This window comes from Neohoeflea coraliihabitans, assembly GCF_019334345.1.
In the GTDB taxonomy this organism is placed as follows: domain Bacteria; phylum Pseudomonadota; class Alphaproteobacteria; order Rhizobiales; family Rhizobiaceae; genus Pseudohoeflea; species Pseudohoeflea coraliihabitans.
Map to the genome: position 1 here is coordinate 161,599 of NZ_JAHWQX010000001.1, position 24,953 is coordinate 186,551.

Annotated in this window: 25 protein-coding genes; 17 read left to right on the forward strand and 8 right to left on the reverse strand. The window is 63.4% G+C overall.

What is annotated here, in order from left to right; genetic code table 11:
• The first annotated feature begins 149 nt into the window (after positions 1–149).
• The 3 genes from KY465_RS00835 to KY465_RS00845 are packed head-to-tail and all read left to right on the forward strand — an operon-like array spanning position 150 to position 3,207.
• The gene (locus KY465_RS00835; protein ID WP_219157453.1) at positions 150–728 is read left to right on the forward strand and encodes a TRAP transporter small permease subunit; all 579 of its coding nucleotides are present in this window, start codon (positions 150–152) and stop codon (positions 726–728) included.
• A gap of 1 nt (position 729) precedes the next feature.
• On the forward strand, positions 730–2,040 hold the full coding sequence (locus KY465_RS00840; RefSeq protein ID WP_219157456.1) for a TRAP transporter large permease: 1,311 nt from the start codon (positions 730–732) through the stop codon (positions 2,038–2,040).
• Positions 2,041–2,082: 42 nt separating this feature from the next.
• A complete protein-coding gene (locus KY465_RS00845) occupies positions 2,083–3,207 on the forward strand; it encodes a C4-dicarboxylate TRAP transporter substrate-binding protein (protein ID WP_219157459.1) in 1,125 nt (374 codons plus the stop codon).
• 66 nt (positions 3,208–3,273) lie between these two features.
• Here the strand turns inward: KY465_RS00845 and KY465_RS00850 are convergent, their stop codons facing one another.
• The 3 genes from KY465_RS00850 to KY465_RS00860 all read right to left on the reverse strand — a co-directional run bounded on the left by KY465_RS00850 (position 3,274) and on the right by KY465_RS00860 (position 5,021).
• The gene (locus tag KY465_RS00850; protein WP_219157462.1) at positions 3,274–3,645 is read right to left on the reverse strand and encodes a DUF4112 domain-containing protein; all 372 of its coding nucleotides are present in this window, start codon (positions 3,643–3,645) and stop codon (positions 3,274–3,276) included.
• Positions 3,617–3,775, reverse strand: coding sequence for a YqaE/Pmp3 family membrane protein (locus KY465_RS00855; protein WP_219200702.1), 159 nt, complete (start codon positions 3,773–3,775; stop codon positions 3,617–3,619). Before KY465_RS00855 ends, KY465_RS00850 begins: the two co-directional genes overlap by 29 nt.
• A 148-nt stretch (positions 3,776–3,923) precedes the next feature.
• Positions 3,924–5,021 (reverse strand): YeiH family protein, encoded by a 1,098-nt coding sequence (locus tag KY465_RS00860; protein ID WP_219157465.1) that lies wholly within the window; start codon positions 5,019–5,021, stop codon positions 3,924–3,926.
• 96 nt (positions 5,022–5,117) lie between these two features.
• Here KY465_RS00860 and KY465_RS00865 point away from each other — a divergent pair, with 96 nt between their 5' ends.
• The 11 genes from KY465_RS00865 to KY465_RS00915 all read left to right on the forward strand — a co-directional run bounded on the left by KY465_RS00865 (position 5,118) and on the right by KY465_RS00915 (position 15,988).
• Complete coding sequence (locus KY465_RS00865) at positions 5,118–5,999, forward strand: LysR substrate-binding domain-containing protein (RefSeq protein WP_219157468.1); 882 nt, start codon at positions 5,118–5,120, stop codon at positions 5,997–5,999.
• Between the two features lie 249 nt (positions 6,000–6,248).
• Entirely contained in the window at positions 6,249–6,851 is a 603-nt protein-coding gene (locus tag KY465_RS00870) for an amino acid synthesis family protein (RefSeq protein ID WP_219157470.1), read from the forward strand.
• A complete protein-coding gene (locus KY465_RS00875; RefSeq protein ID WP_219157472.1) occupies positions 6,826–7,623 on the forward strand; it encodes an alpha/beta fold hydrolase in 798 nt (265 codons plus the stop codon). Before KY465_RS00870 ends, KY465_RS00875 begins: the two co-directional genes overlap by 26 nt.
• Positions 7,620–8,564, forward strand: a complete 945-nt coding sequence (locus KY465_RS00880) for a flavin reductase (protein WP_219157474.1) — start codon at positions 7,620–7,622, stop codon at positions 8,562–8,564. Before KY465_RS00875 ends, KY465_RS00880 begins: the two co-directional genes overlap by 4 nt.
• 3 nt (positions 8,565–8,567) lie before the next feature.
• Positions 8,568–9,608 carry an LLM class flavin-dependent oxidoreductase gene (locus KY465_RS00885; protein ID WP_219157477.1) on the forward strand — a complete coding sequence of 347 codons (1,041 nt, stop codon included), beginning with the start codon at positions 8,568–8,570 and terminating at the stop codon, positions 9,606–9,608.
• A gap of 5 nt (positions 9,609–9,613) precedes the next feature.
• The gene (locus KY465_RS00890) at positions 9,614–11,077 is read left to right on the forward strand and encodes an aldehyde dehydrogenase (protein ID WP_219200703.1); all 1,464 of its coding nucleotides are present in this window, start codon (positions 9,614–9,616) and stop codon (positions 11,075–11,077) included.
• A 231-nt stretch (positions 11,078–11,308) separates the two neighbouring features.
• Positions 11,309–12,247, forward strand: a complete 939-nt coding sequence (locus tag KY465_RS00895; RefSeq protein WP_428982932.1) for an ABC transporter substrate-binding protein — start codon at positions 11,309–11,311, stop codon at positions 12,245–12,247.
• 121 nt (positions 12,248–12,368) lie between these two features.
• A complete protein-coding gene (locus KY465_RS00900; protein WP_219157480.1) occupies positions 12,369–13,250 on the forward strand; it encodes an ABC transporter permease in 882 nt (293 codons plus the stop codon).
• A 1-nt stretch (position 13,251) separates the two neighbouring features.
• Positions 13,252–14,052: an ABC transporter permease gene (locus KY465_RS00905; protein ID WP_219157482.1), complete on the forward strand. Its 801-nt coding sequence runs from the start codon at positions 13,252–13,254 to the stop codon at positions 14,050–14,052.
• Positions 14,049–15,131, forward strand: coding sequence for an ABC transporter ATP-binding protein (locus KY465_RS00910; protein WP_219157485.1), 1,083 nt, complete (start codon positions 14,049–14,051; stop codon positions 15,129–15,131). Before KY465_RS00905 ends, KY465_RS00910 begins: the two co-directional genes overlap by 4 nt.
• A gap of 146 nt (positions 15,132–15,277) precedes the next feature.
• Positions 15,278–15,988 carry a GntR family transcriptional regulator gene (locus KY465_RS00915; RefSeq protein WP_219157488.1) on the forward strand — a complete coding sequence of 237 codons (711 nt, stop codon included), beginning with the start codon at positions 15,278–15,280 and terminating at the stop codon, positions 15,986–15,988.
• A gap of 15 nt (positions 15,989–16,003) precedes the next feature.
• Here KY465_RS00915 and KY465_RS00920 read toward each other — a convergent pair whose 3' ends face one another.
• The 5 genes from KY465_RS00920 to dctP form a co-directional block, all read right to left on the reverse strand.
• Positions 16,004–16,681: an SRPBCC family protein gene (locus KY465_RS00920; RefSeq protein ID WP_219157491.1), complete on the reverse strand. Its 678-nt coding sequence runs from the start codon at positions 16,679–16,681 to the stop codon at positions 16,004–16,006.
• Positions 16,682–16,746: 65 nt separating this feature from the next.
• On the reverse strand, positions 16,747–18,018 hold the full coding sequence (locus KY465_RS00925) for an ArgE/DapE family deacylase (RefSeq protein ID WP_219157494.1): 1,272 nt from the start codon (positions 18,016–18,018) through the stop codon (positions 16,747–16,749).
• 67 nt (positions 18,019–18,085) lie between these two features.
• Positions 18,086–19,396, reverse strand: coding sequence for a TRAP transporter large permease (locus tag KY465_RS00930; protein WP_219157497.1), 1,311 nt, complete (start codon positions 19,394–19,396; stop codon positions 18,086–18,088).
• A gap of 5 nt (positions 19,397–19,401) precedes the next feature.
• On the reverse strand, positions 19,402–19,911 hold the full coding sequence (locus tag KY465_RS00935; protein ID WP_219157500.1) for a TRAP transporter small permease: 510 nt from the start codon (positions 19,909–19,911) through the stop codon (positions 19,402–19,404).
• An 85-nt stretch (positions 19,912–19,996) separates the two neighbouring features.
• Positions 19,997–21,010: a TRAP transporter substrate-binding protein DctP gene (gene dctP / locus KY465_RS00940; RefSeq protein WP_219157503.1), complete on the reverse strand. Its 1,014-nt coding sequence runs from the start codon at positions 21,008–21,010 to the stop codon at positions 19,997–19,999.
• 227 nt (positions 21,011–21,237) lie between these two features.
• Here dctP and KY465_RS00945 point away from each other — a divergent pair, with 227 nt between their 5' ends.
• The 3 genes from KY465_RS00945 to KY465_RS00955 are packed head-to-tail and all read left to right on the forward strand — an operon-like array spanning position 21,238 to position 24,934.
• On the forward strand, positions 21,238–22,107 hold the full coding sequence (locus KY465_RS00945) for an FAD binding domain-containing protein (RefSeq protein ID WP_219157507.1): 870 nt from the start codon (positions 21,238–21,240) through the stop codon (positions 22,105–22,107).
• Complete coding sequence (locus tag KY465_RS00950; protein WP_219157509.1) at positions 22,104–22,598, forward strand: (2Fe-2S)-binding protein; 495 nt, start codon at positions 22,104–22,106, stop codon at positions 22,596–22,598. Before KY465_RS00945 ends, KY465_RS00950 begins: the two co-directional genes overlap by 4 nt.
• Entirely contained in the window at positions 22,595–24,934 is a 2,340-nt protein-coding gene (locus KY465_RS00955) for a xanthine dehydrogenase family protein molybdopterin-binding subunit (protein ID WP_219157512.1), read from the forward strand. Before KY465_RS00950 ends, KY465_RS00955 begins: the two co-directional genes overlap by 4 nt.
• The last annotated feature ends 19 nt before the right edge of the window (positions 24,935–24,953 follow it).

A 24,953-nucleotide genomic window follows, 5' to 3' on the forward strand; every position in this document is an offset into this window, starting at 1 on the left:
CGGAAGCTCAAAAATTGCACCACTTATTTTTGCGACAATTTCGTAAAAGTATCCCAAAAATTCTTGACACAGAGGTCGACCTGTCGAATGGTCCGATTGGCCTGCTGCGGGGGTTACGAAACATGCAGCCGCAGGTCGGGGAGGACTAAATGGCAATTGCGAGACGTCTCGCGGGCCTTCTCAGCGTCGTCATCACCCTGGTCGGGGCGGTGGCAATGGTGCTGATGATGGTTCACATCATAGTCGATGCGGTTTTGAGAACCTTTTTTGCCTCCTCGGCGCCGGGCACGACCGAGTTTGTCTCCTTCTATTACATGGTCGCCGTCACCTTTCTGCCGCTGGCCTACATCCAGTGCCTGCGCGGTCACGTCATCATCGAACTGTTCACTGGCGGTCTGCCGCCGCGGGTCGTGCATGCCATTGATGGGGTGGTCGCCCTCGTGATTGCCGGTGCCGCCGGTTACTTCGCCTTTGCCGCCGGCTGGAAGGCCATTGCCATGACGCGCGCCGGTGAATTCGTCATCGGTGCGATCCTCGTCGAGACATGGCCGACGCGCTGGTTCGTCGTCTCCGGCGTCGGCCTGCTTGCCGTCGTCGCACTGCTGCAGGCACTCGACGACCTTTACACCGCCGCCGGCGGCCAGACCCCAGAGCAAGCCGCCGAACGTCGCGGAAGCGAAGCACGGCGGCTCGAAAGCATCTTCGGCCTCACGCCAGGGAAACACTGACATGACACCAGTCGCGGTTGGCGCGGTCGGCCTCCTCATCCTGCTTATCCTGCTTGCGCTGCGGGTCCCGATCGCCATTGCCCTTGCCGGTGTCTCGGTGGTTGGTGTCGGTGTCATCCGTGGCCCCCACGCCGCATTTGCCGTGTTGGCCGAACAGCCTTACAATTTCATCGCCCACTGGACTCTGTCTGCAATTCCGATGTTCCTGCTGATGGGCAGCATCGCCTATCATGCCGGCCTGACCGAAAGCCTGTACAAGGCGGCGCGTTTGTGGCTGCTTCGCTTGCCCGGCGGCCTTGCGGTGGCCAGCACCATGGCCTGCGCCGGTTTCGCCGCGGCCTCCGGATCTAGCATCGCCACATCGGCCGCCATGGGCCGCATCGCCATCCCGGAGATGCTGAAATACCGCTATGATCCGGGCATCGCCACCGGTTCTGTCGCGGTGGCCGGTACGCTCGGTTCGCTGATCCCGCCAAGCATCCTGATGGTGCTTTATGCCATTTTCGCCGAAGTCTCGGTCAGTCGGGCGCTGCTCGCCGGCATCCTGCCCGGCCTGCTCTCGGCGCTGATGTTCACCCTGCTTATTGTCGCCCGCTGCTGGCTCAATCCGAAACTGGCGCCGGTCGCCGCTGACGAACGCGTCAGCTGGCGTGACCGTTTTAGCTCGCTCCTGGAGATCTGGCCGCTGCCCGTTCTCGTTCTTGCCGTCATCGGGACCATGTATTCCGGCGTCTTTACCGCCACGGAGGCTGCCGCCGGCGGCGCCTTCATGATCACGCTGATCGCCGCCCTGCGCCGGCAATTGACCCCGCATATTTTCCTGCAGTCGGTCTTTGACGCCCTGAAAGGAACGGCAACCATCCTGTTCATCGCCATGGGCGGCTTCCTGCTGTCGCGCTTCATGGCCTTCAGCGGCCTGCCTTTCTACCTCTCCGAACTGGTCGAGGCGATGTCGGTCAACTGGATCGTCTTCATGCTCGGCATCTCGCTAATTTACATCGTGCTCGGCATGTTCCTCGATTCCATCGGCATCATGCTGCTGACCATTCCGATCCTGTTGCCGGTGATGGCATCGATGAACATGGATCTGATCTGGTTCGGCGTCATCCTCATCAAGTATCTCGAGATCGGGCTCGTCACGCCGCCGGTGGGGCTCAACTGCTTCATCATCAAATCGGTCGTCGGCGACACGGTTCCACTCGAGAAGATCTTCAAGGGCGTCATGTGGTTCATCGCCGCCGATCTGGTGACGCTGGCCTTGCTCATCGCCTTCCCCGACATCGCGCTCTTCATTCCAAATCTGCTCAAGTAAGAGGCAGTTCAACGCACTGATTGATCACCAAAGGAGGAGACTATGAAGACCAAACTGATCGGGGCCGCTCTCGGCCTGACCACGCTTGCGGCCACCCACGCTCTGGCGCAGAACACCAAGAAGATCGTCTATGCCAGCTATCTCAGCCCGCAGCACATCACCAACCCCGTCCTCACGGAATTTTTCAAGGCCATCGAAGAGGACACCAATGGCAGTCTGACGGTCGAAAGCCATGTCGGCGGCTCCCTGCTGTCAGGCCGAGACATTCCCGGCGGCGTGCGCGACGGCGTTGCCGACGCCGGCTATTTCGTCGGTGCCTACATCCCGTCCGAAATGCCGGTCGACAATTATCTGGCGCAGTTCAGCCTGTGGAACAGCGAGCCGCTTGTCATGACCGCTGCGCTCAACGAACTCGTTCTCTTCAACTGCCCTGAGTGCACCGAGGAATACGCCAAGTTCAACACCCGTTACCTGGCATCCTACGCCCTGACCCCTTACGTCTATCATTGCCGTTCGGAGCTGACCAAGCTCGAGGACTTCAAGGGCAAGAGAGTGCGCGGCATCGCCGCCTATGGCGACCTCGCCCGTGCCTTGGAAGCCGTTCCGGTCAATGTCAGCCCCGATGAGGCCTATGAAGCGCTCGATCGCGGCATTCTCGAATGTGCGCTGCATTCCGTTGCCGCACAGAAGGCGCGCTCCTATGGCGAAGCCGCGAAATTTGTCATTCTCGACCCCCTCGGCGGCTATCTCGGCGCCTCGACCTTCAACCTGCGCATTCCCAAGTGGAACGATCTGACGCCGGACGAACGCAAGGCGATCACCGATAATCTGCCAGCCATGGTGACCGGAGCGATCTTCAACTACATCGAAGAGGACAAGAAGATCATCGAGGAGTACACCAAGACCGGCACCAAGTTCTATAATGCCGATCCTGAATTTGCTGCCTTCGTTGAAGACTTCAAGAAAGATTACCGTCCGAACATCATCGACAAGGGCACCGAAATGGGCATCAAGGACCCGCAGGCCATCTCCGACGAACTCGACCGGCTGGCTGAAAAATGGCGCGGTCTGCTCGCCGAAAACGGGACCGACAAGGAGACCTACGAGCGTCTCCTGCACGAGGAAATCTTCTCGAAGATCGACACGCAATCGCCGATCGGAGAGTAAGCGACATCGCCTCTGACAGAAGGGTCGCCATCAGGCGGCCCTTCTTTCTGCGGGCGGAAATAGAGCTCAGGCCGTATCGGTCTCGTCGATATCCTCGCCGAAATGATTCCGCAGCAGCGCGACATTGCGCCGGTTGGCCTTGAAACCGATGTCGAAGAGATCGCCGATCAAAGGCACCGTGCCAATCGCCGTGTCGACGGCAACATTCACGCCCATGCGCGTCAGCAGACGCGCCGGCGCGCCGATCCGGTGAGCGCGCCACAGGATCCACGCCGAGGGCGCCAGCGAGGCGGCGTCGCCGATACCGGGAATGAGACCGAGCAAGCCGTCCCAGCCGAACCGGAACCCGGTGCCGGGCACGCGAAATGCCGTGTCCATGCTGTTGGCCAGGCGTTGCAGCCGGGCAATCTCAGCGTTTCGCGATGATCCAGACAGCATGGACGATTCCCGGAATGTAACCAAGCAGGGTGAGAAGGATGTTCAGCCAGAAATGTTTGCCGAACCCTTCCTGCAGAAAGACGCCGAGCGGCGGCAGGAAAATGGCGATGATGATGCGGATGAGATCCATGCGATGCTCTTGCTTGTGCTGACGACCAAAAGGCCCGAACGGCTCCGGCATACGATTTCCGGGGCGCTGTGCGAGCAGGATCAACGGCGCAAAGGGGGTTTCGGTTCCGCTTGGCGCTTCGGCAACAGCGTGGCTCATGCCCCTGCCCTTACGGTAGCAGCACGAGCAGTGTCAGGCCGAGCGCTGCAATGAACAGGGATGCGAGGGCGCCGAGCACCATCGGCCGCACGCCCTTGGCGCGCAGCTTGCCGAAATCGGTCACCAGACCCATGGCTGCGAGGGCCACGGTCAGCCCGAAGGTCGTCACGGTACGCAGCACCGCGTGTGTCTCGTCGGAAAAATCGATCACGCTGTTGAGGACGACCACGGCGAGGAACGCGAACACGAAATAAGGCAACGGCGCGGATGCCTTGCCGCCCTGATCTGCCGCCGCGGCGCGACGCGCCCGGCGGGACGCCAGCATGCCGAGCACGATCACCAGCGGGCCGAGCAGGATAACCCGGCTCAGTTTCGCCACGGTGCCCGCCTCGCCGGCGCTGTCGCCGCCCTGGAACGCCGCGGCGACAACCTGCGCAACTTCATGGATCACGGCGCCGCTCCACAGCCCGTAGGTTTCCGGGGCCATGGCAAGCGCTGTCCCGGCCAACGGCAGCACCACCATCATGATCGAGCCGAACACCGTCACGCAGGCAATGGCGTAAGCGACCTCCTCATCCTTGCCGCGCGTCACCGTGTTGGTGGCAATGACCGCCGAGGCGCCGCACACCGCGGTGCCGGCGGCAATCAGCTCGGACAATTCACGGCTCACCCCGAGGCAACGGCCGGCCCATTTGGTGAACACGAAGGTGGCGGCAAGACACACGACAACGAGCAGCACACCCTGCCAGCCGATGGCGGCGATCTGGCTCAATGTCAGCTGGAAACCCAGCAAAATGATTGCGCCGCGCAAGATGCGTTTGAGCGAAAAATCGATTCCCGGCCGCACCTGCGGTCCGGGACGCAACCCGTTGCCGATCAGCATTCCGGCAATGATTGCCAGGAACAGCGGGCTGAGCGCCGCAACCCCGATCAGGCGCTGCGCCAGCGTTGCAAGCACGGCCAGACCCACCGCCAACGCCAGACCGGGCAGCAGCGCACCCAGCCATGCAAGGACGCCGGTGCTCCCGCCACTTTCGCGGCCTGCCGGCTGCTCAAGGGCGGATGCCACAACGCTCGCAGCGTCGCCGTCGGTTTGCGATCGGGTCATCAAGTGTCCTCCTGATCGCATTATCTGCTGTCTACAAATGATCAGTCCATCATAATATAATTGTTGAAATGATCGATTTGATTTATGAATTAGCGCATGACACTCGATCAGATCCGCATCTTCATCGCCGTCGCCGAGCGCCTGCACGTCACCCGCGCCTCCGAGGCGCTGCATCTCACTCAATCGGCGGTCAGCGCGTCGATCGCCAGCCTTGAACGGCAGTACAATGTGCAATTGTTCCGCCGCGTCGGACGTGGCATCCACCTGACCGAGGCCGGCAGCATTTTTCTTGAGGAAGCGCGCGCTCTGGTGGCGCACGCCGATTCCACGCGGCTGTCGCTGAGCGACCTCGGCGCCGAGACCCGCGGACGGATCCGCATCCATGCAAGTCAGACCGTCGCCAATTACTGGCTGCCGCCCTTTCTCGTGCAACTGCATGAGCGCCATCCCGGCATCGAGATCAAGCTCAAGGTCGGCAACACTTCCGAGGTGGCGAAAGCCGTGCATGACCTCAGCGCCGACATCGGATTTGTCGAAGGCGAAATCACCGAAGGCGGACTGGACCGGCATCAGGTGGCCTCCGACGATCTCGTCATGTTCATGCGCAAGGAGCATCCGCTCAGCCAGCGCAGCTGGATCGGCCCACGCGATTATCGCGGTCAGAAATGGATCCTGCGCGAGGTCGGATCGGGCACCCGGTCCGCCTTCATCGCGCATCTTGAGCGGCTCGGCATGTCGGCCGACGAACTCGACATCATCTTTGACCTGCCATCCAACGAGGCGGTGCTCGCCGCCGTCGCCTCCAGCGAGTGCGTGACCGTGCTCTCGCGCCGCGCCGCCTCGGGCGCGACAGCCTTCGGTCGGTTGAAAATGGTGCCGCTGCAAAAGGCCCACCGCGCCTTCGCCATGCTGCTGCACCCGGAAAAACGCCGCACCCGCGCAGTCGCCGCGCTTGTCGATTTCATCAAGGCAAGCTGAACCGAGATCTGCCTCCAGGCATCACTCGTCAAGGCACCGCGCCGGACGTGAAAAGTCGCGCCGGTGCCACTCAGTCGGACTGCGGCCACGGCACACCTCGCCGCGTCATACCAGCTCGCCAGCGCTCCGCGCCACATCTCACCCTTCGCTCGAACAGGGCGAGCAACAAAAAATTCGCCCTCCCATATTGACATTCCATAGTTTGGCATACCAACATACAATCCATAGTGATGAGAGGCCTGCCAGACCATGTCGATCCGCATTCGCAAGACCGTTCTGCAAATCGAGACAACCCATATCGAAGGCGGTCGCGAAGTCGCTGAGCCGCTGCGCCTGGTCACCGCCGCCGCGGTCCTGACCAACCCCTGGGCCGGTCGCGGCTTTGTCGAGGATCTGCGACCGGAGATTCACGCCATCGCCTCGCCGCTGGGCGAACAGCTGACCGCGATGATCATCGATGCCATCGGCTCCGGCGAGGCCGTCGAGGCCTATGGCAAGTCCGCCATCGTCGGCCTTTCCGGCGAGATCGAACACGCCTCGGCGCTGATCCACACGCTGCGTTTCGGCAATCATTTCCGCACGGCGGTCGGGGCCAAGTCCTATCTGGCTTTCTGCAACTCGCGCGGTCCGGCGAATGCGCCGCTGATGATTCCGCTGATGGACAAGAACGATGCCGGGCGCCGCTCCCATTACCTGACCATCCAGACCGCCATTGCCGATGCGCCGGCGGCCGACGAGATCGTCGTCGCGCTCGGTGCCTCCGTCGGCGGCCGCCCGCATCACCGGATCGGCGATCGCTATCAGGACCTTCAGGAGCTCGGCCACGATGTTGACAACCCTGCATCGCTCTAAGACAGCCTCGGGCGTCGCCTATCGCGATGTCGGCGCCGGCGAGCCGCTTGTCCTGATTCACGGCGTCGGTCTGCGTCTTGAAGCCTGGGCGCCGCAGATCGAGACTTTTTCGGCCACCCATCGCGTCATTGCCGTCGACATGCCGGGTCATGGCGGCAGCGCGCACCTTGAGAACGGGGCGCGGCTGGAAGCCTTTGTCGACTGGTGCGGACAGCTGCTTGACGATCTCGACCTTGACGCGGTCAACCTTGCCGGCCACTCAATGGGCGCCCTGATTGCCGGCGGTGCCGCTGCCCGCCTTGCCGGTCGCATCCGGCGTGTCGCTCTGGTCAATGCGGTTTACTGCCGCGATGCCGCAGCGCGCCAGGCCGTCGAGGCGCGTGCCGGCGAGATTGCCCTCGGCGGGCCGATCGATGTCGAGGGGCCGCTGCACCGCTGGTTCGGGTCTGATGACGACACGCGCGACGCCTCTCACCTGGTCCGGCACTGGCTCGGCGAAATGGACCCCGACGGCTACGCCACGGCCTATGCCGCCTTTGCCGGCGGCGACCGGACTTATGCCGGCGCCTGGCCGGATATCGCCTGTCCCGCACTGTTCATCACCGGCCGCGGTGATCCCAATTCCACCCCGGCAATGGCCGAGGCAATGGCGCGCGCCGCGCCACGCGGCCGTGCCGTGATCATCGAGGGACGTCACATGATCAATCTCACCGCGCCGCAACAGGTCAACGCCGCTTTTGCTGACTGGCTGGCCGAGGAGGTAACGCCATGACCTCATCATTCGATCCGCGCGCGCTGCGCGATGCCTTCGGCGCCTTCATCACCGGCGTCACCATCGTCACCGCCTATGGACCTGACGGGCAGCCGCTTGGGTTCACTGCCAATTCCTTCTCCTCGGTGTCGCTCGATCCACCGCTGCTGCTGATCTGCCTCGCCAAGACCTCGAGCAACTTCGAGGCCATCACCACGGCCAGCGGCTTTGCCGTCAACATTCTCGCCGAAACGCAGCAGGCCCTGTCCAACACCTTCGCCCGGCGGGTCCCTGACCGCTTCGCCGATGTGGCTTGGCAGGATGGCCCCAACGGCTCGCCGATCTTCCCCGAGGCAGCCGCCTGGTTCGACTGCGAAAGGCATCAATGTGTCGATGCCGGCGATCATGTCATCCTGATCGGCCGCGTCGCAGCCTTCGAGAACAACGGGCACAACGGTCTGGGCTATGCCCGCGGCAGCTATTTCACCCCGGCGCTGGCCACCGAGGCGATCGCCGCAGCCGCTTCCGCCACGACCGGCAAGGATGCAACCCGGATTGCCGCCATCGTCGAGCGCGACGGCGCCATCCTGCTCGTCGAGCGCGGCAATTCCGTCTGGGGTCTGCCGGGCTGCGCTGCAGCCGGCGGCGACCCGGTCGGCGCGCTGTCGCGGCAGATCACCGAGGACACCGGCTTGAACGTCGAAATCGGCTTTCTCTTCTCGGTGTATGAGGAACGCCCGCGCGGTTGCCAGCACATCGTCTACCGCGCGCACGCGTTACCCGGCACGCCGAAGAGCGGCGCATTCCACACCCTGGCCGACCTGCCCTTCGACCAGCTCGACACGCCGCAAACGGCCGACATGCTGCGCCGCTTTCGCGCCGAGAGCGCCCTGGGCCAGTTCGCCATTTATTTCGGAAACGAGACCGCCGGGCGCGTGCACCGCCTGTCGAAGGAGGCCTGATCGATGAAATTCTCGCTCTTCGTTCACATGGAACGACTGAACGCCAGTCAGAAGCAGGAGCAGCTCTACGAGGATTTCCTGCGCCTGTGCGAGATCGCCGATCGCGGCGGCATCGAGACCATCTGGACCGGCGAGCACCATGCGATGGATTTCACCATTGCCCCCAACCCGTTTCTCACCATCGCCGCCCTCGCCGACCGGGTGAAGAACGCCCGCCTCGGCACCGGCACCGTCGTCGCGCCCTTCTGGCATCCGGTCAAGCTGGCCGGTGAAGCTGCGATGACCGACCTGATCACCCACGGCCGCCTCGAAATCGGCATCGCCCGCGGCGCCTACAGTTACGAATATGAACGCCTGTCCCCCGGCCTCGACGCCTGGGGCGCCGGCCAGAAGATGCGCGAATTGATCCCGGCGATGAAAAAGCTCTGGCAGGGCGACTATGCCCACAAGGGCGAGTTCTGGTCGTTTCCCGAAACCACCTCGGCGCCGCGTCCCGTGCAACAGCCGGGCCCGCCGATCTGGGTCGCGGCGCGTGATCCCAACAGTCATGAATTCGCCGTCGCCAATGATTGCAACGTCCAGGTCACCCCCCTCTGGCAGGGCGATGACGAGGTGGCGACACTGATGCAGCGCTTCGAGGCGGCCTGCGCCCTGCATCCCGACAAGCCGCGCCCGAAAATCATGCTCTTGCGCCACACCTATGTCGGCTCCGATGAAGCCGACATCGCCGATGCCTCGGAAAAATTGTCGGTCTACTACAATTACTTCTTTGCCTGGTTCAAGAACGAGCGTCCGGTCAGCCAGGGTCTGCTGGCGCCCCTCAGTGACGAGGAACTGGCGGCCAATCCGATGATCTCGCCGGCCGCGATGCGCGCCAACAACGTCGTGGGCAATGCCGCCACCGTCATCGAGCGCCTGCGCCACTACGAGGCCCTGGGCTACGACGAATATTCCTTCTGGATCGATACCGGCATGTCGTTCGAGCGCAAGAAAGCCTCACTCGAACGGTTCATTTCCGACGTCATGCCGGAGTTCGCCTCATGACCGGGCTGCCGCGCTTCCAATCCTATATCGATGGCGCCTTCACCGATGGCGAGGCCACATTCGAAAGCCTTGATCCGGCAACCGGCACGGCCTGGGCGATCATGCCCGAAGCCCGCGAAAACGATGTCGAACGTGCGGTTCGAAGCGCAAGCCGTGCCCTGCGTGAGGGACCATGGTCGGCCACGACCGCCACCGCCCGCGGCAAGCTGCTCACCGCTCTCGCCGGCCTCATCTCGGAAAATGCCCCGCGCCTGGCGGAACTCGAGACCCGGGACACCGGCAAGATCATCCGCGAAACCAGTGCGCAGATCGCCTATGTCGCCGATTACTACCGCTATTACGCCGGGCTGGCCGACAAGATCGAGGGCGCCGTCCTGCCGATCGACAAGCCGGACATGAATGTCTGGACCAGGCGCGAACCGGTCGGCGTCGTTGCCGCCATCGTGCCGTGGAACAGCCAGCTCTTCCTCGCCGCCGTCAAGCTCGGCCCCGCGCTCGCGGCCGGCTGCACGGTGGTGCTGAAGGCCTCGGAGGACGGCCCGGCGCCGCTTCTGGAATTTGCCCGGCTGATCGATCAGGCCGGCTTCCCGCCGGGCGTTGTCAATGTCATCACCGGCTTTGGCGAGACCTGCGGCAGCGCCCTGACCCGCCACCCTCTGGTCGACCACATCGCCTTCACCGGCGGCCCGGCCACGGCCCGGCACATCGTCCGCAACTCGGCGGACAATCTGGCATCGACCTCGCTCGAACTTGGCGGAAAATCGCCCTTCATCGTCTTTTCCGATGCCGATCTGGAAAGCGCCTGCAACGCCCAGGTGGCCGGGATTTTCGCCGCCACGGGTCAGAGCTGCGTTGCCGGCTCGCGGTTGCTGGTCGAAGCCAGCATCAAGGACGAGTTCATCGCCCGTCTGAAGGACAAGGCGGAGACCGCGAAAATTGGCGCGCCACTCACCATGGACACCGAGATCGGACCCTTGTGTACCGAGCGCCAGCGCGCCCATGTCCAGGCGCTGGTCGACCGCTCGCTGCAGGCGGGCGCCGCGCTGGTGACCGGCGGCGTCATCCCTGACGGCGCGGGCTATTACTACCCGCCGACCATCATCGACTGCGATCAGGTCAACTCGCCCTCGATGAGCGAGGAGTTCTTCGGCCCGGTTCTCTCCGTCGTCTCCTTTGCCGATGAAGCCGAAGCGCTGCGCATCGCCAATGACACGGCCTATGGGCTGGCCGCTGGCGTGTTCACGCGCAATCTTTCGCGCGCTCATCGCATGGTCGAGGGTCTGCGCAGCGGCATTGTCTGGATCAACACCTATCGCGCCGTCTCGCCGATGGCGCCCTTCGGTGGCTCCGGCCTGTCCGGGCATGGCCGCGAAGGCGGTATGGCCGCGGCGCTCGATTTCACGCGCACCAAGACCGTCTGGTTGCGCACCTCCGACGACCCGATCCCCGATCCCTTCGTGATGCGGTGATGGCGATGTCGTGCACCACAGACCTCCTAGCTTTGGCGACCTCGGTGAGCGCGCCCGGAACAGGATCATGAAGCGCGCCCCGGCCGGATCGCGGGGCGTCACGGAGGATCATGATCTCATGCACTGCGATCCCAACCGAACGAATGGAGAATTGCGATGAACACTTTCAAGATGACCGCTTTATCCCTGATCACCCTGCTCGCGGCCACCGGCGTTAACGCCCAGGAGCAGATGGTTTTCACCAGCTGGGGCGGCACCACCCAGGATGCCCAGGCCGAAGCATGGGCGACGCCGTTCTCCGAGGAGAGCGGCATCGATGTGCTGCAGGACGGTCCGACCGACTACGGCAAGCTCAAGGCGATGGTCGAAGCGGATGGCGTCAGCTGGGACGTGGTCGATGTCGAGGGCGACTACGCCATTCAGGCGGGCGCCCAGGGCCTTCTCGAGCCGCTCGATTTCACCGTCATCGACAAGTCCAGTCTTGACCCGCGTTTCGTCACCGATCATTCGGTGGGCAGCTTCTATTATTCCTTCGTCATCGGCTGCAATGAGGGCGCCGTCTCCGACTGTCCTGAGACCTGGGCCGAGCTGTTTGACACCGAGGCCTTCCCCGGCAAGCGCACCTTCTACAAATGGTCGGCACCCGGCGTCATCGAGGCGGCGCTGCTCGCCGACGGTGTCGCGCCGGACGCGCTTTACCCGCTCGATCTCGACCGCGCCTTTGCCAAGCTCGACACCATCAAGGACAGCATCATCTGGTGGTCCGGCGGCGCCCAGTCGCAACAGCTTCTCGCCTCTGCCGAAGCCGCTTTCGGCAGCTTCTGGAACGGCCGTCTGACCGCCCTCGCCGACACCGGCGTGCCGGTGAAGACCTCGTGGGAGCAGAACATCACCGCAGCCGATTCCCTCGTCGTGCCGAAGGGCGCCAAGAACAAGGAGGCGGCCATGCGCTTCATCGCCCGCGCCACCTCGCCGGAAGGCCAGGCCCAGATGGCCGCCGCGACAGGCTACGCGCCGATCAATCTGAAATCGCCGGAGCTGATGGATGCCGGCGTCGCCGCCACCCTGCCAGACCAGCAGACGGCGACCCAGGTCAACGCCGACATGGCCTATTGGGCGGAGCATCGCGACGAGATCGCGTCCCGCTGGTACGCCTGGCAGGCGGAATAAGCGGCGGACCTGTCTGTCGTCGGCCGATGCCGCTTCCTGCAAAGGATGTAGCCCGGCTGACGGCACACAGCCCTGCCCTTGCTTGCCGCCCCGGTTTCACTGACTGCGGAAAGAACATCACATGTCGAGCCATGCCGTTCACAGCATCACCGCTGCCAAACTGCCCCGCCGCCGCAAGGCTGGCGGCTTGCGGGGCTTTGGCGGCGCCATGCCGGCCACGTTTCTGGTCATCCTGTTTTTCGTCGTGCCGGTTCTCGCCTTGTTGCTGCGCAGCGTTCTCGAACCGGCTCCCGGCCTGCAGAATTACGAAACCCTGCTCGGCTCGACCACCTATCTGAAGGTCTTTGCCAACACTTTCATCGTCTCGACGCTCGTCACCATCTGCGCCCTGGTGATCGGTTTTCCGGTCGCCTGGGCGCTGGTCATCATGCCGTCGACGCTGACCCGCATCGTCTTCGCCATCCTGCTTTTATCGATGTGGACCAATCTGCTCGCCCGCACCTATGCCTGGATGGTGCTCCTGCAGCGCACCGGCATCATCAACAAGACGCTGATGCAGCTTGGCGTGATCGATCAGCCGCTGGCTCTGGTCAACAATCTCACCGGGGTGACCATCGGTATGACCTATATCATGTTGCCCTTCGTCATATTGCCGCTCTACGGCGTCATCCGCACCATCGACCGCGCCGTCCTGCGCGCCGCCGCCCTGTGTGGCGCCACCCGCTGGCAGGCGCTGACGCGCGTGCTGCTGCCGCTCGCCGCGCCCGGCATGGCCGCCGGCGGGCTGATGGTGTTCGTCATGTCGCTTGGTTACTTCGTCACCCCGGCGCTGCTCGGCGGCACATCGAACATGATGCTCGCCGAACTGATCGCCCAACTGGTGCAGTCGCTTGTCGACTGGGGTCTCGGCAGCGCCGCCGCCTTCCTGCTGCTGGTCGTCACCCTGGCCCTTTACGCCGTGCAGCTGAAGATCTTCGGCACCCGGCAGATGGGAGGGCGCTGAGATGCTGCTCGATTTTCACCGTCTCGGCTGGTGGCGCTGGGTTTTGCTGGCAATTGTGATTGCCGTCAGCGCCTTCCTTCTGCTGCCGATCATCTTCATCGCCACGCTCTCCTTCGGCTCCTCACAATGGCTGATCTTTCCGCCACCCTCCTGGACCACGCGCTGGTATGGCGAATTGTTCGCCGATCCGCGCTGGCTCGCCGCTGCCTTTAACAGCCTGAAAATCGGCCTGATCGTTACCGTCCTGTCCGTGCTGATCGGACTTGCCGCCTCCTTTTCGCTGGTGCGCGGCAAGTTTCGCGGTCGCGAGACGTTGAAGGCGCTGTTTCTCACGCCGATGATCCTGCCGGTGGTCGTGTTAGCCGTGGCGCTCTATGCCTTTTTCCTGCGCCTCGGCATCAATGGCACGGTCACCGGCTTCGTCATCGCGCATTTGCTCGTCGCCCTGCCCTTCTCGATCCTGGCGCTGACCAACGCCCTTGAAGGCTTCGACAAGTCGGTCGAGGATGCCGCCGTGCTGTGCGGCGCCCATCCCCTCGAAGCCAAGCTGCGCGTCACCCTTCCGGCCATCGCGCCGGGCCTGTTCTCGGCGGCAATCTTTTCCTTTCTCACCTCCTGGGACGAGGTGGTGCTGGCAATCTTCATGGCCAGCCCGACATTGCAGACCCTCCCCGTGCGCATCTGGTCAACCCTGCGGCAGGACCTGACGCCGGTGATCGCCAGCGCCTCGACGGTGCTCGTCGCCGTCACCATCATCCTCATGCTGCTCGTCGCGCTTGTTCGCAAAGGTATGAAATCATGACCACACCCTTTCTCGAAATTCGCGGCATCCGCAAGGAATACGGCCCGGTGGTCGCCGTCCACGACGTCAATCTCGAAGTCGACCGTGGCGAACTGATTACCTTTCTCGGCCCGTCCGGTTCCGGCAAGAGCACCACCCTGTACATCCTCGCAGGCTTCGAGGAGCCGACCCGCGGCGACATCCTGCTCGACGGTGAAACCCTGCTTGCAACGCCCTCGCACCGGCGCAACATCGGCATGGTGTTTCAGCGCTACACGCTGTTTCCGCATCTCTCCGTCGGTGAGAATATCGCCTTCCCGTTGCGCGTCCGGCGCTGGTCGAAGGCCGATATCGACGCCCGCGTCCGGCGCATGCTCGAACTGGTGCGGCTGAACGGCTACGAGGACCGCAAGCCGGCGATGATGTCCGGCGGACAACAGCAGCGCGTGGCCCTGGCGCGCGCCCTGGCCTATGACCCGCCCATTCTCCTGATGGATGAGCCGCTCTCGGCCCTCGACAAGAAATTGCGCGAGGAAATACAGCATGAGATCCGCCGCATCCATCACGAGACCGAGGTGACGATCCTCTACGTCACCCACGACCAGGACGAAGCCCTGCGCCTGTCCGACCGCATCGCCGTGTTCTCGCAGGGCTGCATCGACCAGGTTGGCACCGGTCCGCAACTGTATGCCGAGCCGGCCACACGCTTTGTCGCGGAATTCATCGGCGACAGCGATTTCCTCTCCTGCGACCTGGTCGGCTCAAACGGCACGACTGCCGATATCCGCCTTGGCGATGACCTGGTGGTGTCCGGCGTCCCGCTGCACGGGCGCCCTGGCGAGAGGGCCCGCGGCGCGTTGTTGTTGCGGCCTGAACGCATGGATCTCAGCCGCCAGGCGGGACCCGACAAGACCGGTCTGCCTGTGCAGATCAGCGACATCACCTTCCTTGGCAGCAACATTCATGTCGCCGCCGCGACCGGCTGGGGCGAGACGGTCTCCGTGCGTCTGCCGTTCGGCCACCAGAGCATTTCCGGCCTGTCGCGCGGCGACACCGTCTGGCTGCGTTTCGATCCCGGGGCAGCCCATGTTTTCACTTAGGGCACTTGCGCCCGGGGCAGAGATGCGCATGCCCCGCGTTGCCGCCGAAGATGCAAAACGGTAAGGCTTCGGATCAGGACGCGTGGGGCGACAAGGGGGGAGCCGGGACACAAGGCACGGACATTGAAATGAAGCAGGATAACGGCATGCAACCAACCGGACGGGACAGGGGCGACGGACTGCGCGTCGAACGCGCCACCAAGACGCTGCGAGAACTCACTCTCGACAAGATGCGTGAGGCGATCCTCACCTCGCATTTCAAACCCGGCGAACGGCTTGTCGAACGCGACCTTTGTGCGCAGCTCGGCGTCAGCCGCACGATCGTGCGCGAAGTCCTGCGTCATCTCGAATCCGAAGGTCTGGTGACCAGTCTCGCCAACCGCGGCCCGATCGTCGCCCGCACCTCGCGCGAGGAAGCCTGGCAGATCTATGAGATTCGCGCCTCGCTGGAGGCGATGGCGGCAGCCGCCTGTGCCGCTGACCCAGACGATGCCGCGATCAGCGAACTGCAGCGGCACCTCAAGTCGATCGAACAGGCCTACGCCAGAAAGACGCCGTCGGCCGTGCTCGAGGCGACCAGCGAATTCTACCGGGTGCTGTTTGAAGCCGCCGGCCACACCATTGCCTGGGGCATCGTCAGCTCGCTGATGCTGCGCATCAACCAGTTGCGTTCACTGACCATTGCCGACAGCAACCGCGACCAGGATGGGCCGCGCGAAATGCGCGCCGTTGTTGATGCCATCGCGGCCAGGGACCCTGCTGCCGCCGCAACCGCCGCCCGGACCCATGTCATGCAGGCTGCCGCCATTGCCCGCCGCATTATCGAGGTGCGCGACCGCACGGCGCCGCCCGAATGACAGCTGCCACAGGGCTCAGGAGCGGCCGAACAACCGTTTGATTTTCGACTTCAGCACCGCCCAGAACAGATCGAGCGCATTCAGCTCGTTGGAAGGCTCCGCCGCGCGCTGCTTCGGCGCCTCGGCCGGCTTGGCAGCCGTCCCACCTGGCGCAGCGGGAGCCGTCGCCGCGGCTTGAGGCTGCGCTGCACCCGCAGGCGTCTCGCCGGCTTGCGCCACTGGCGCAGCATCCGCATTCGCAGAGGCATTCAACTCTTTCTCGAGATTTCTGGCGAAGCTCAGCGTGATCTGCTCGGCCACCGCCTCGACAATGCCGCCCCGCGCGAACTGCGCAAGCGAGCCCGACAGCGTGTAGTCGACATCGACCTTCACGCCCGTCTTGCCGGCCGACAGCTCTTCGAGATGATAGACGACATCGCCCTTGGCCCGCGAGGCATGGCTCTTGTCGATGCCTTTGCCCTTGATCGTGCCCGTATAGGTCGTGGCATCGGCGTCGATTTCCGCCTCGCCGGCAAAATCGGCCTTGACCGGTCCGAGCTTGACCGTCATCCGGCCTTTCGCGACGTTGTCCTTGGGTTCCTCGTCCAGCGAGGCGCCCGGCAGGCAGCGCACCACGAGCGGCAGATCCTGGAACGTGGCCCAGACCTGTTCACGGGGATGGTCGACGGTAAAATTCTGGCTGAGGACCGGCATTGCCCACTCCTTGTTGCTGCGTTGTCACGGCCCCGCGCCGGATGCCGGCGCGGGCACGTCGCGGCTCAGTTCTCCGAGCCGCACCAATCATAGATCGACAGCGCCATGACCTTGATCGAGGTGATATAGTCCTCGATCGACACATATTCATCGTTCGAGTGCATGACCGCCGTCGAGCCGGGTCCGAAAATCACCGTCGGCGTGTCGGCATATTTGTTGAGGAACCGCGTGTCGGCAGCGCCCTGGCGCCCCGAAATCGTCGGTTCCTTGCCGGTGACTTCGGTGTAGGCCTTGGCCACCACATCGACGACCGGGTGATCGCCGGGGATCTCGGAGGCCTCGGCATCGTAGCCGACGAACCGCACCACCGGAGGATGATCCTTCATCCAGGGATCGTCCTTGGCAACCGCGGCGATCTTGTCGACCAGGCTTTGCTTGACGCCCTCGTGATCTTCGCCCGGCACCGTGCCGATGGATCCCTTGAGCAGCGCCGTCGCCGGAAAGGCACTCGGATAGGTGCCGGCCTGGAAGCTGCCGATCAGGCAGGGCAGCGAATCGATGGCGCTCGGGTAGAGCGGATGCGTCACCGTCGCCACGCGCTCGTCCTCGAGCTCCTGCACCGCCTTGCAGATCTTGTAGCCGAGCTCGATGCCGCTGATCCCGAGATAGCGCTGCTGAACACCCGCCGGCTTGCCCTGGATTTCGATTTCGAACCAGATGCGGCCGATACAGGCCGGCTGAACGTGCAGATCGCTGGTCTCGCCGGAAATGCCGGCATCCGCCTTGTAGCCGCGGATCACCGTGTCGAGCGTGCCGTGGCCGCTGACTTCCTCGTCGATGACGACATTGATCAGCACATCGCCCTTCAGCTTGACGCCGGCGGCCTTGAGATACTCGACCGCCAGAATGTGACTGGCGACACCGCTCTTCATGTCGCAGGAGCCGCGGCCATAGATGCGCCCATCCTTGATCGACGCCGACCAGGGATCATCGCTCCAGCCTTCGCCGTCGCCGACCGGAATGACATCGGTGTGGCCATTGAGCAGAAGTGACCTGCCGCCACCGGTGCCCTTATGCGTCGCCACGATGTTCGGACGGTTCTCGTAACCGCGCGCCACCGGCCGGTACCCGGGATGCTTCTTCAACTCTTCCCAGTCGGTCTCCCACATGTCGACGTCGAGACCGATGTCGGTCATGTACTCGCTGACGAATTTCTGGATCGCCGCCTCGTCGCCCGTCACGCTCGGAATCGTGACCATCTTGCGCAGCAGTTCCACCGCTTTTTCGCTGTTCTGATCGATCGTATCGAGAATTTTCTGACGTGTCTCAGTGCTCATGCAGTACCTCTTTTTCAGTGTGCCGCATTCACCGCGGCATCGCGTCCCGTCCGTTTCGAAGCGATGATCACATCATGCCCGGCAGCCAGAGGACGATTTGCGGAAAGGCGATCATCATTCCCATCAGGAACAGGTTGATCATGATGAAGGGCACGGCCGCCTTGTAGATGTCGACGATGGTGTAATCGGGAGGCACGATGCCTTTCATGACGAACAGCGACAGACCGAATGGCGGCGTGATGGTCGCCATTTCGAGATTGAGCATCATGATCGTGCCGAACCAGATCGGATCCCAGCCCATCGATGCGATGATCGGCAGGAAGATCGGGATGGTCACCAGGACGATCGACGTCTGTTCAAGGAACATGCCGAGAAACACCACGACCAGTTGCATCAGAACCATCAGGATCAGCGGATGCACCGGCAGTTCTGTGGCGAAATTGGTGATCGCCGTCGTCACCCCGGAAAAGCTCAGCAACTGGCTGAAAGCGGCCGATCCGGTCAGAATGATCAGCACCATCACCGACAAGGCGGTTGCCGAGCCGACACCTTCGCGGATCACCTTCCAGCTCAGCCGGCGGTACAGCGCCGCCAGGATGAACGTCAGGAAGGTCCCGACCGCCGCCGCTTCGGTTGGCGTCGCAATTCCGAGAAAGATCGCCACGATCACCAGAACGATGATCGACACCGGCGGGATCATGTAAAACAGCGTATCCTTCAGCCGCTGCCGCATCGGCACATGCGGCACCTCGTAGGGCGGCGCAATTTCCGGCTGCAGGACGCAGCGCAGGATGATGTAGGTGGCGTAAAGGATGGCCAGCAGCAGGCCGGGCACGACGATCGCCACAAGGATCTGGGCGACGGAAATGCCGGCCAGGCTGGCCAGCACGATGGCCAGCGTGCTCGGCGGGATCAGGATCGCCAGGCTGCCGCTTGCCAGAATCGGCCCGATCGAGATCGACTTGGCATAGGCGCGCTGCTGCATTTCCGGGATCAGTGTCGAGCCGAGAATGGCAACGCTGCCCATGGCAACGCCGGTAAGCGCCCCGAGCAGCGCCCCGGTCATGATGGCCAGCACCGCCAGGCGCCCGGCCACGAAACCGATCCATTGATCGAGCACCTCGATCATGCGCTGGGCGATGCCGGCATGAAACATGATCGCGCCCATCAGGACGAACATCGGCACCGGCACCAGGACGAAGGTGCCGATCGAGCTCTCGATGCTCAAAATAAGCTGGTTCAGCCCGCGCGTTCCGCCCCAGAGGTAGAAAACCCCTACCATGTTGACGGCGGCAAAGGCCAGGGCGACGGGCAAACCGATGAGCAGCAGTACACCGAGGCCGGAAAAGAACGCCAGCAGGAACATCCACCATTCCATAAGTATCAGGCCTCCATCCGGATGCTGGTGTCGATCGCCCCGGCACGGGCCCGGGCGGCACGCCGGAGAAATTCAACCCCCAGCAGGAAGAACCCCAGCGGGATCGGAGCGATCACGTAGGCGCGCAAGATTTCAAGCTCGGCGGCGACGACGATGCCGCGCTGCCAGGAGGACCAGGTCGCGGTGATGCCGAAATAGGTTCCGAGAAAGCACACCAGCGCGCCGATCAGAGAATTGAGAATGACCAGATTGCGGCCGGAGCGGCCGCCGGTCGAGGAAACGAGGAGATCAATGGTCACGTGGCCGTTGTTGCGCAGCACCCACGCCGCGCCAAAGAAGGTCATGTAGACCATCGCGGTGCCGCTCAACTGATCGACGCCGATAATGCCCTGCCCGGTCAGTTCGCGCAGGCCAACCTTGTAGACCGTCGCCAGCATAAGACCGACGAGGATCGTGCAGGCGAGAACCGCCATCACGTTCAAGATGAAATCGAATATCCTGTTTGCTTTTGACAAGCCCGGCCTCCCCTCGTTGCCTCGCCCCAAAAGGCGTCAAGCGGCCGCAATCCATAAGAGTTGCGGCCGCTGATGTCAGTCTGGCTTAGTCGAGATCGTCGAGATCAAGCAGTTCCTTGGCCTTGTCGGCATCTTCGGCCGACATCACGCCCTTGTAGTAGTCCCACAGCGCGGCGCGCGCGACCTGGGTCCATTCGGCAGCTGCCTCATCCGAAAGCTTCAGCACTTCCATGCCGGCTGCTTCCATCTTCTCGATTTCACCGGCTTCGGTGCCCGCGAAGAACTCACCGCCCCAGGCCTGGACTTCCTCGACAGCCTTCAGGAGGATTTCCTGCGCCTCCGGCGACAGGTTGTTCCAGGATTCAAGGTTCATCGCGACGCTGCCGCCACTGCGATACATCGCCTGACCGACGAGATATTTGGTCACGTCCTGCCAGCCATTGCGGGTGTAGGCGTCGGCCACCGGCCAGGTGAAACCGTCAACCGTGCCGCGGTCGATGGCGAGGAAGATGTCGGACGGCGGCAGCGTGATCGGCTCGGCTTCGGAAGCCTGCACGAAGTGACGCAGCAGCGGCGCGACGCGCAACTGACGACCCTTCAGATCGGCAACCGATTCGACTTCGAAATTGGTGCTCAGATAATGCGCGCCCGTGCCGACGTCGCCGGTCGAGTGACCGAGATAGCGCACGCCCTTTTCTTCGAACAGGCCGACGAGAAACTCGTAGAAGTCGCTGCCCGGTCCGTTATCCGGAATGGCGAACGGCGAAAGCTCGGCCACATCACCGCCCGGCACGATGCCCGACCAGTAATTGGGAGCGCCATACCAGACATCAAAGACGCCGTTGACCAGCGCTTCAGGCTGGTCGAAAATCGGAATGACATCGGAAGCGCCGATGTACTGGATCTGCACGACGCCCTTGCCGAGCTCGTTGACCCGCTCCATGAACTGATTGCCGACTTCCGCGGTCGGCGACGGACCGATCGGGAAGGATCCGACCATCCGCAAGGTCGTTTCGGCGGCGACATGTCCCGCCCCCATCAAAAGGGTCAGCGCCGCCCCGAGAAAGGCTGCTTTTATCTTGTTCCCTGTTATAGTCATTTTGAACTCCCAGTTTACGTTTCCCGGCGCACACTGAAACCAGCGCACCGGGCATCCAAATGCGATGAACACGCTATTCGAATATACGATAGCCGTATTTTTGTCTACAAACTTTTTCCTATTGCATACAACGCTAATCGCCCATAGGCTTGCGAGGCTGGCTGGATACCCGTGCCATTCACAGGGCGTCCGCCCACAGGCTTCGCGCATCATATTGGAGGACCCCGATGAGGCCCGCAGCATTCGAATATCACAAGGCGACCTCGCTTGAGCATGCCCTGACTCTGCTTCAGGAGTTCGGCGAGGACGGTCGGCCGCTGGCCGGCGGACAGAGCCTCGTGCCGATGATGAACCTGCGCCTCGCCCGGCCCGGCCACCTGGTTGATATCAACGGTCTCGGCCTCGACAGCATCGAGGAGCGCGGCGACGTTCTGCATATCGGCGCCCTGGTGCGGCATCAGCGCTATTTTGACGACCCGATCATCGCCCGGCGCCTGCCGGCATTCCTTGAAGCCGTGCATTGGATCGGCCACCCGACGATCCGGCGTCACGGCACGCTCGGTGGCAGCATCTCGCATGCGGATCCGACCGCCGAGCTTCCGGCCATCTGCGTTCTGTACGACGCCCAGATCCTGGTCGCTTCGACGGCGGGCGAGCGGCGCATCGCGGCAGCCGATTTCTTCGCCAACGCCTATGTCACCACGCTCGAGCCGGGCGAAATGGTGACCGGCGTGGAATTTCCCTTCCCGCCGGAGAACAACAGCGGCGCCTTCCTCGAACAGGCCGAACGGCGCGGTGATTTTGCCCTCGCCGCCATTGGCGTTTCGATCAATCACGACACCAGCACGATCACCAGCGCCAGCATTGTCTGCGCCGGCGCCCGGCTGGTCCCCACCCGTGCTCCTGAGGTCGAGGCAGCACTGGTCGGGCGCGCCCTTTCTGCCCCCGAAGCGCGGGCCGCCGGAACGCAGTTCTCCGAAAACATCAATCCGGTCGGCGATCATGCGGCCAGCGCCGACTATCGTCGCGGCCTGATCGCCGAGCTGACGACGCGCGCCATCGAGCGTGCCTGTGAGAAGGCCCGAGAACACTCATGAGCGACATTACCCTTACAGTGAACGGGACAAAGCGCACCGTCTCCGTGGAATCACGACGGCTGCTCGCCGATGTGCTGCGCACCGAATTCGATCTCGCCGGCGTTCATATCGGCTGCGCGCATGGCGCCTGCGGCTGCTGCACCGTCGATCTTGACGGCCAGCCGCGCCTGTCCTGCCTGACCTTTGCCGTCCAGTGCGACGGCGCCACCATCAACACCGTTGAAAGCCTCGGCGGCAAGCAGGCTGAACATCCCTTGCAGCAGGCCTTCAAGAGCGAGCATGGCCTGCAATGTGGCTACTGCACGCCGGGCTTCATCATGACCCTGGCGCCTTATGTCGACGAGATGGTCGGGCGTGGCGAGATGCCGTCCGACGCTGACATTCGTGAGGCGATGAGCGGCAACATCTGCCGCTGCACCGGCTATCAGGGGATCGTGGCAGCGGTGCGCAAGGCGATCAGCGATCAGATCGGCAAGGAGACCACGCCATGAACGGCGAAAACCCGCGCCAGATCGGCGCCCGCGTCCAGCGTTTCGAAGACACGCGCCTCTTGACCGGCTCGGCGCGCTATATCGACGACATCCGCCTGCCCAACATGCTGCATCTGACCATTGCCCGCTCGCAGATGGCGCATGGCAAGATTGTCGAGATCGACACATCGATGCTCGAGGACAGCGACTTTCCGACCTGGGTCTTCACCGGCGAGGATACCAGGGGGCTGGCCCTGCGGGCCCACCAGGATTATCCGGAAATGCAATATTCCGAGCAGCCGCTGCTGGCGCTCGACACGGTGCGTTTCGTCGGCGACCCGGTGGCCGCCGTCCTTGCCGAGGATCCCTATCTCGCCGAGGACGCCGCCGAATTGGTGTTCGTCGACATCGACCCGCTGCCGGTGGTCGCCACGATGGACCAGGCGCGGGACAGCACGGTGCCGCCAATCTTTGAAGGCTGGAAGAACAACACCTTCATCGAACGGCAGATGAAGGGCGGCGATCTCGAGGCCGCCCGCCAGGCGGCAGCGCATGTCATCAAGCGCACCTACCGCAACCAGCGCCAGACCGGGGTCCCCATGGAATGCCGCGGTGTCGTGGCGCATTTCAATGATGCCGACCGCGTTCTGACCGTCTGGTCATCGACCCAGATGCCGCATCTGGTGCGCACCTATATCGCCGAGGAACTCGATCTGCCGGAATCGCGCATCCGCGTCATCGCACCCGATGTCGGCGGAGGATTCGGCATCAAGGGTCAGGTGTTCGGCGAGGAAGTGCTCGTCGCCTGGCTGGCGCTCAAGACCGGCCGCCCCGTCAAGTGGATCGAGGATCGCCGCGAGCATCTGATCGCATCGATCCATGCGCGCGACCACGAGCACACGCTGGAGGCCTATGTCGCTGCCGACGGCACGGTGCTCGGCCTGAAAGCCGATATCAGCGTCGATGTCGGGGCCTATTCGACCTATCCCTTCACCGCCGCCGGCGATCCCGGCATGGCCGCCAAGGTGCTGCCCGGCCCCTATACGATCGGCGCCTATGAGGCGACTTTCCGCGCTCTGGCCAGCAACAAGTGCCCGCTGGGCACCTATCGCGGCGTCGCCCGTCCCTCCGCGGTGTTCTCGCAGGAGCGGCTGATGGACGAGATCGCCCGCGAGATCGGCATGGATCCCTTTGAATTCCGCCTGAAGAACATCATCCGCGACTTCCCCTACAAGAATGTCCTCGGCTTCACCTATGATCCAGGCTCCTACGCGGAATCGCTGGAAAAGATGCAGGCGCTGCTGGCCGATGATATCGCCGCCGCCAGCGCATCGAAGCAATCGAAAGACAAACGCATCGGCGTCGGCTTTGCCTGCTTCATCGAACAGACCGCGCACGGCACCCCCGATTTCACCCGGCGCCGGGTGCCGATCGAGACCGGCTATGTCGCCGCCCGGGTCGAGATGAACCCCGATGGCGAGGTGGTCATCGGACTTGGCTTGCAAAGCCACGGCCAGGGCCACGAAACAGTGATGGCGCAGGTCGCTGCCGACGCTTTGGGAATTGATCCGGCGAATGTCTTCGTTCGCCATGGCGACACCCTCACCTCACCCTATTCGGTGGGCACCTGGGGCAGTCGCGGCGGTCCGCTCGGCGGCGGTGCCGTGCACATGGCCTCACTGCAGATTGCCGACAAGTTGAAGGCGATTGCCGGGCACCTCCTGCAGGCCGAGGCCGGCGATATCATCCTGGCTGATGGCAAGGCTGCGCTCGCCAATGATCCAAGCCGCTCGATCGAGATCCGCAAGCTCGCGCGCGCCGCGCTGCGCAATCTCGATCAGGTGCCGGAAGGCATGACACCCGGCCTCGTCGCCGAATTCAGCCTCGATGGGCCGAAGGACGGCACCTATGCCAACGCCGTGCACGCGGCGGTCGTCGAGATCGACGTGCCGACCTCGAAGCTGACCCTGAAGCGTTTCGTGGTTGTCGAGGATTGCGGCACGATCCTCAACCCGATGATCGTCGACGGCCAGGTGCGCGGCGGCGTCGTGCAGGGCATCGGCTCGGCCCTGCTCGAGCATTTCGTCTACGATTCCGAAGGGCAGCCGCTGACCACCAGCTTTGCCGATTATCTGATGCCGCTGGCGCCGGAAATCCCCGACGTTGAAGTCCACCACATCGAGACCCCCACCCCGCTGACGCCCCTCGGCGCCAAGGGGCTCGGCGAAGGTGGAGCCATTGGACCGGCGGCGGCAATCGCCAATGCCGTGTCCGATGCGCTCGGGACCGAAGTGGCTTCGACACCGCTCAATGCCAGCGCCATCTGGGATCTGAGCGCGCATCTGCGGAGCGCATGAAAAAGGCACCCGCAGGCGC

Excerpts from the sequence above, each read along its gene's own strand:
- KY465_RS00835 (WP_219157453.1), top strand. The coding sequence starts at position 150 with ATGGCAATTGCGAGACGTCTCGCGGGCCTTCTCAGCGTCGTCATCACC.
- KY465_RS00840 (WP_219157456.1), top strand. The coding sequence starts at position 730 with ATGACACCAGTCGCGGTTGGCGCGGTCGGCCTCCTCATCCTGCTTATC.
- KY465_RS00845 (WP_219157459.1), top strand. The coding sequence starts at position 2,083 with ATGAAGACCAAACTGATCGGGGCCGCTCTCGGCCTGACCACGCTTGCG.
- KY465_RS00850 (WP_219157462.1), bottom strand. The coding sequence starts at position 3,645 with ATGCTGTCTGGATCATCGCGAAACGCTGAGATTGCCCGGCTGCAACGC.
- KY465_RS00855 (WP_219200702.1), bottom strand. The coding sequence starts at position 3,775 with ATGGATCTCATCCGCATCATCATCGCCATTTTCCTGCCGCCGCTCGGC.
- KY465_RS00860 (WP_219157465.1), bottom strand. The coding sequence starts at position 5,021 with ATGACCCGATCGCAAACCGACGGCGACGCTGCGAGCGTTGTGGCATCC.
- KY465_RS00865 (WP_219157468.1), top strand. The coding sequence starts at position 5,118 with ATGACACTCGATCAGATCCGCATCTTCATCGCCGTCGCCGAGCGCCTG.
- KY465_RS00870 (WP_219157470.1), top strand. The coding sequence starts at position 6,249 with ATGTCGATCCGCATTCGCAAGACCGTTCTGCAAATCGAGACAACCCAT.
- KY465_RS00875 (WP_219157472.1), top strand. The coding sequence starts at position 6,826 with ATGTTGACAACCCTGCATCGCTCTAAGACAGCCTCGGGCGTCGCCTAT.
- KY465_RS00880 (WP_219157474.1), top strand. The coding sequence starts at position 7,620 with ATGACCTCATCATTCGATCCGCGCGCGCTGCGCGATGCCTTCGGCGCC.
- KY465_RS00885 (WP_219157477.1), top strand. The coding sequence starts at position 8,568 with ATGAAATTCTCGCTCTTCGTTCACATGGAACGACTGAACGCCAGTCAG.
- KY465_RS00895 (WP_428982932.1), top strand. The coding sequence starts at position 11,309 with ATGGTTTTCACCAGCTGGGGCGGCACCACCCAGGATGCCCAGGCCGAA.
- KY465_RS00900 (WP_219157480.1), top strand. The coding sequence starts at position 12,369 with ATGTCGAGCCATGCCGTTCACAGCATCACCGCTGCCAAACTGCCCCGC.
- KY465_RS00905 (WP_219157482.1), top strand. The coding sequence starts at position 13,252 with ATGCTGCTCGATTTTCACCGTCTCGGCTGGTGGCGCTGGGTTTTGCTG.
- KY465_RS00910 (WP_219157485.1), top strand. The coding sequence starts at position 14,049 with ATGACCACACCCTTTCTCGAAATTCGCGGCATCCGCAAGGAATACGGC.
- KY465_RS00915 (WP_219157488.1), top strand. The coding sequence starts at position 15,278 with ATGCAACCAACCGGACGGGACAGGGGCGACGGACTGCGCGTCGAACGC.
- KY465_RS00920 (WP_219157491.1), bottom strand. The coding sequence starts at position 16,681 with ATGCCGGTCCTCAGCCAGAATTTTACCGTCGACCATCCCCGTGAACAG.
- KY465_RS00925 (WP_219157494.1), bottom strand. The coding sequence starts at position 18,018 with ATGAGCACTGAGACACGTCAGAAAATTCTCGATACGATCGATCAGAAC.
- KY465_RS00930 (WP_219157497.1), bottom strand. The coding sequence starts at position 19,396 with ATGGAATGGTGGATGTTCCTGCTGGCGTTCTTTTCCGGCCTCGGTGTA.
- dctP (WP_219157503.1), bottom strand. The coding sequence starts at position 21,010 with ATGACTATAACAGGGAACAAGATAAAAGCAGCCTTTCTCGGGGCGGCG.
- KY465_RS00945 (WP_219157507.1), top strand. The coding sequence starts at position 21,238 with ATGAGGCCCGCAGCATTCGAATATCACAAGGCGACCTCGCTTGAGCAT.
- KY465_RS00950 (WP_219157509.1), top strand. The coding sequence starts at position 22,104 with ATGAGCGACATTACCCTTACAGTGAACGGGACAAAGCGCACCGTCTCC.
- KY465_RS00955 (WP_219157512.1), top strand. The coding sequence starts at position 22,595 with ATGAACGGCGAAAACCCGCGCCAGATCGGCGCCCGCGTCCAGCGTTTC.